The sequence below is a fragment of the Pseudomonas sp. SIMBA_067 genome (assembly GCF_046534675.1).
GTDB classification, from domain to species: domain Bacteria; phylum Pseudomonadota; class Gammaproteobacteria; order Pseudomonadales; family Pseudomonadaceae; genus Aquipseudomonas; species Aquipseudomonas putida.
On the sequence record NZ_JAWRYH010000427.1, the window covers coordinates 1 to 272 of the forward strand.

The 272-nt window shown below is 41.2% G+C and carries 1 protein-coding gene; it reads right to left on the reverse strand.

Annotated elements, in window-relative coordinates:
• A partial coding sequence (locus SB765_RS29740; protein ID WP_410932510.1) for a D-alanyl-D-alanine carboxypeptidase family protein occupies nucleotides 1-272 on the reverse strand: 272 nt, incomplete at both ends.

Genomic DNA, 272 nt, shown 5'->3' on the forward strand with positions numbered 1-272 from the left:
ATATCGCGTGGCGTTGTGTAGTGCTCGTCTGTATCAAGACCGTGACTATTAATAAAGTGAGTATTTGTCATGCCTATCTTTTCAGCATGGGCATTCATTAAATCTGCAAAGGCACTTTCGCTGCCTGCAATATGCTCAGCCATGGCAACACAGGCATCATTACCTGATTGCACAATAATACCGTGATTAAGTTCATCTACACTTACTTGCTTACCCACTTCAATGAACATTTTAGATGATTCAGGAAAGTTTTTTGCCCACGCTCTTTCACT